Source organism: Gilliamella intestini (genome assembly GCF_900094935.1).
Classification (GTDB): Bacteria; Pseudomonadota; Gammaproteobacteria; order Enterobacterales; family Orbaceae; genus Gilliamella; species Gilliamella intestini.
Genome location: NZ_FMBA01000086.1, coordinates 1 through 3,330, shown reverse-complemented (window position 1 = coordinate 3,330; position 3,330 = coordinate 1). Strand labels below are relative to the sequence as shown.

At 33.5% G+C, this 3,330-nt stretch carries 2 protein-coding genes; one reads left to right on the top strand and one right to left on the bottom strand.

The window, feature by feature from the left end:
* Window positions 1–424: 424 nt before the first annotated feature.
* Window positions 425–2,845: a glycerol-3-phosphate 1-O-acyltransferase PlsB gene (plsB, locus tag GA0061080_RS12020; protein WP_091126117.1), complete on the top strand. Its 2,421-nt coding sequence runs from the start codon at window positions 425–427 to the stop codon at window positions 2,843–2,845.
* Here plsB and GA0061080_RS13375 read toward each other — a convergent pair.
* Window positions 2,729–3,238 carry a PM1773 family protein gene (locus GA0061080_RS13375; RefSeq protein WP_500683399.1) on the bottom strand — a complete coding sequence of 170 codons (510 nt, stop codon included), beginning with the start codon at window positions 3,236–3,238 and terminating at the stop codon, window positions 2,729–2,731. The two genes, plsB and GA0061080_RS13375, sit on opposite strands and share 117 nt — an antisense overlap.
* Window positions 3,239–3,330 lie beyond the last annotated feature (92 nt).

The window sequence follows — 3,330 nt, the reverse complement described above, 5'->3', positions numbered from 1 at the left end:
TTGTTTTTTGCAGAATGATTATAACTCACATTATGCCGTCTAAAAAATAATTACGAAAGATCAACACGCCCTAATTACATTACTATCTAATAAATATAATTCATTTTTTCTTATTTTTTTATATGCAAAGTACAATACACAAATTTATTTATAAAATTAATATTGAAGATAAAAGCCGAGTAGATTCGTGGTATTGCTAGCAATAAAACGTTATAATCAAGTTTTTATTTATCTAAAATCATATGGTCTAAAGATTGTGCAAATTTGTTAACAATCAAATGGTAATAAGTATATACTTAATTGCTTTTTAATTTATCAAAACACTATCTAGCTTTACAAGTAAAATATTTTGTTTAGTTAATAAGTTAAATAATTAAAATCAGTTAAGTATGTCAATAATACAAAAGTATGAGGTTTATTTTTTATGTTTTCTTGGTGGAGTAAAGTTTATTTTTTTCTTATCCAAATGCTGGTAAAACTTTTTGTTAAAAGTAAACCGATTCCTACTGATCCGATAACAGAATTAGACCTTGATATCGATAAACCCATTTTATATGTATTACCTTATAACTCTCAAATCGATTTGATGGTAATTCGGTCACTTTGTTTACAATTTAATTTACCCGATCCATTAATAGGTATCGACATCAACGGAAAAAACGTTCCTGCTTATATCTATATTGACAAAGGTCCTGGCATTTTTGCATCAAATCAACAAAAAAATAAAGCAATTGGTATTTTAAGAGATTATATTTCAGCACATCAACAAAATCATGATCTTGATATTCAAATGTTACCCGTTTCGGTCATGTTTGGGCGTCGACCTGATAAAGAAGGCAAAAAAAAGTTATCACTACAAGTGCTTGGTGCAACCAGTAAATTTTTTAAAATAATGACGTCAGGAAGAGACTGTTATACGCGCTTTTCTCGTACTGTTTCGTTTAAAGATATCGATGTTGCAGAGCAAGACCTTTCAATGTTAGCCCATAAGTTGGCACGAGTTGCGCGTATTCATTTTGCCAAACAACGTATGGCTTCAATTGGCCCTAAGCTTCCGGTTCGTCAAGCAATGCTCAATAATTTACTCAAAAAGCAAGTAATTTCAGAAGCAATACAAGAAGAAGCCAAAAGTAAGAATATTAATCTTGATAAAGCGAAAAAAAATGCATTAGCTAATTTGAACGAAATTGCCGCTAGTTTTTCTTATCGTATGCTTAGAGTGACTGATTTTGTCCTTACTTGGGCGTGGCATCGACTTTATCAAGGACTAAAAGTGACCAATGCCGATCCTGTTCGTGAATTGGCACAAAATGGTCATGAAATTGTCTATGCACCTTGTCACCGTAGCCATATGGACTACTTATTATTATCTTATGTGCTTTATCGACAAGGTTTAGTTCCGCCACATATTGCTGCAGGTATTAACCTAAACTTTTGGCCTGCAGGTCCTATTTTTAGACGATTAGGCGCGTTTTTTATTCGCCGTTCATTTCGAGGTAATAAACTCTACACATCTGTTTTTCGTGAATATTTAGCCGAGTTATTTATTCGTGGTTATGCTGTTGAGTATTTTGTTGAAGGTGGGCGCTCTCGTACAGGTAGGTTACTCGATCCTAAAACGGGGATGTTAATGATGACCATTCAAACATTATTGCGTGGTGATGCAAGACCAATTACTGTTGTTCCTGTTTATATTGGTTATGAGCATGTACTAGAAGTCGCAACCTATGCCAATGAACTACGAGGCGCTAAAAAAGAAAAAGAGAGTTTGTGGCGAACTATCAAAGCATTTTTAAAACTAAAAAAATTAGGGTTTGGTTACGTTAACTTTGGTCAACCTATTCCATTAAATCAATTTCTAAACCAACATGTTCCAGAATGGCGAGATGCTATCGAAGCAACAGGTACCCAACGTCCACAATGGTTAACACCAACAACCAACTTACTTGCTAAACAGATTATGGAGCATATCAATTCATCAGCAGCAATTAATGCAATGAACTTATGTTGTTCAATCTTATTAGCAGCTGAACAGCGAGCTTTAACCAAAGCCAGACTTTTAGAACATATTGATTATCTAATAAAATTATTAAATGCCATTCCTTATTCAAATTTAATTACTATTCCAGAGCAAACAGCAGAAGAATTATTTGAACATGCCAAAGATATGGGCAAATTCATTATTACTACTGATGAAGCGGGGGAAATGGTTGGTCTTACAAACGAACAAGCAGTGTTAATGACTTATTATCGCAATAATATTCAGCATTTACTGATTATTCCTGCCATCATAGCCAGAATTATGATCAAACATAACCAAATTTCACCTGATGAAGTTTTACAACAAGTAAAATTACTTTTCCCTTTAATTAAATCAGAGTTATTTCTTTATCATAATGAAGAACAACTTACTGAATATGTAAATAAAATTATTAATGCGTATGCTGAATTAAACTTTATCAACTATTCACACGATAAATTAACATTAAATAATTTAAAAATGTCCAGATTACAATTAATTGCGGCATCATCTAAAGATACTCTGCAACGTTATGCTATTGCGTTTTCTTTATTACAAAAAGAACCAACAATTAGCCGTGCGACGCTAGAAAAAGAAGGTCGATTAATTGCTGAACGATTATCTGTCTTACACGGCATTAATGCGCCTGAATTTTTTGATAAAGGTGTGTTTTCAATATTAGTTGCATCATTACGTGAGCAAGGTTATTTAGATGACCAAGGTGATGAAAATATACCAAAAATTGAAAAAATGAACGAAACACTTAAACCGCTTATTACTACAAGGGTAATGCAAACTATTGACGAGATTAATTTGAGTTACTAAAGTAAAGTCTAAAATTTGGCTGATATCTGATTCAGCTAATAAGCTACTTTTATTACTAAGAATCAGATTAACCACCTTTTGAGCATCTTCCTTATTGGCTAGGTAATAGCGATAGTGTGAGCCTATTCCGTCGGTATTAGGTTCATCCATGCGCTTTAATGTGATGCCTAACTTTCTTTCTAGTTCTGAACAGTAATTTCTACCACTAGAAAGCCTACAGGTGAGCAATATCTCATTTTCGGTAATACCATTGTCACCAGTACACGCAATTAATAGGTAAGCTCTCGGCTTTTTGGGTAGCTTTTTATAATCAGATTGGCTATGATTGGAAGCGTCAAGATTCCAATGCAAGCCCTCGATTATTTCGCGATATAGAGGGTTTCCAATTTGCATAAATTACCCCCTTGCCGCTTTTTTTGATTCGATCTAGCTAGGGGGCTATTGATCTTTGCTGTACATAAATTACTCAACAATACATTGGCAGC

Coding starts and splice junctions, on each gene's coding strand:
- plsB (WP_091126117.1), top strand. CDS start 425: ATGTTTTCTTGGTGGAGTAAAGTTTATTTTTTTCTTATCCAAATGCTG.
- GA0061080_RS13375 (WP_500683399.1), bottom strand. CDS start 3,238: ATGCAAATTGGAAACCCTCTATATCGCGAAATAATCGAGGGCTTGCAT.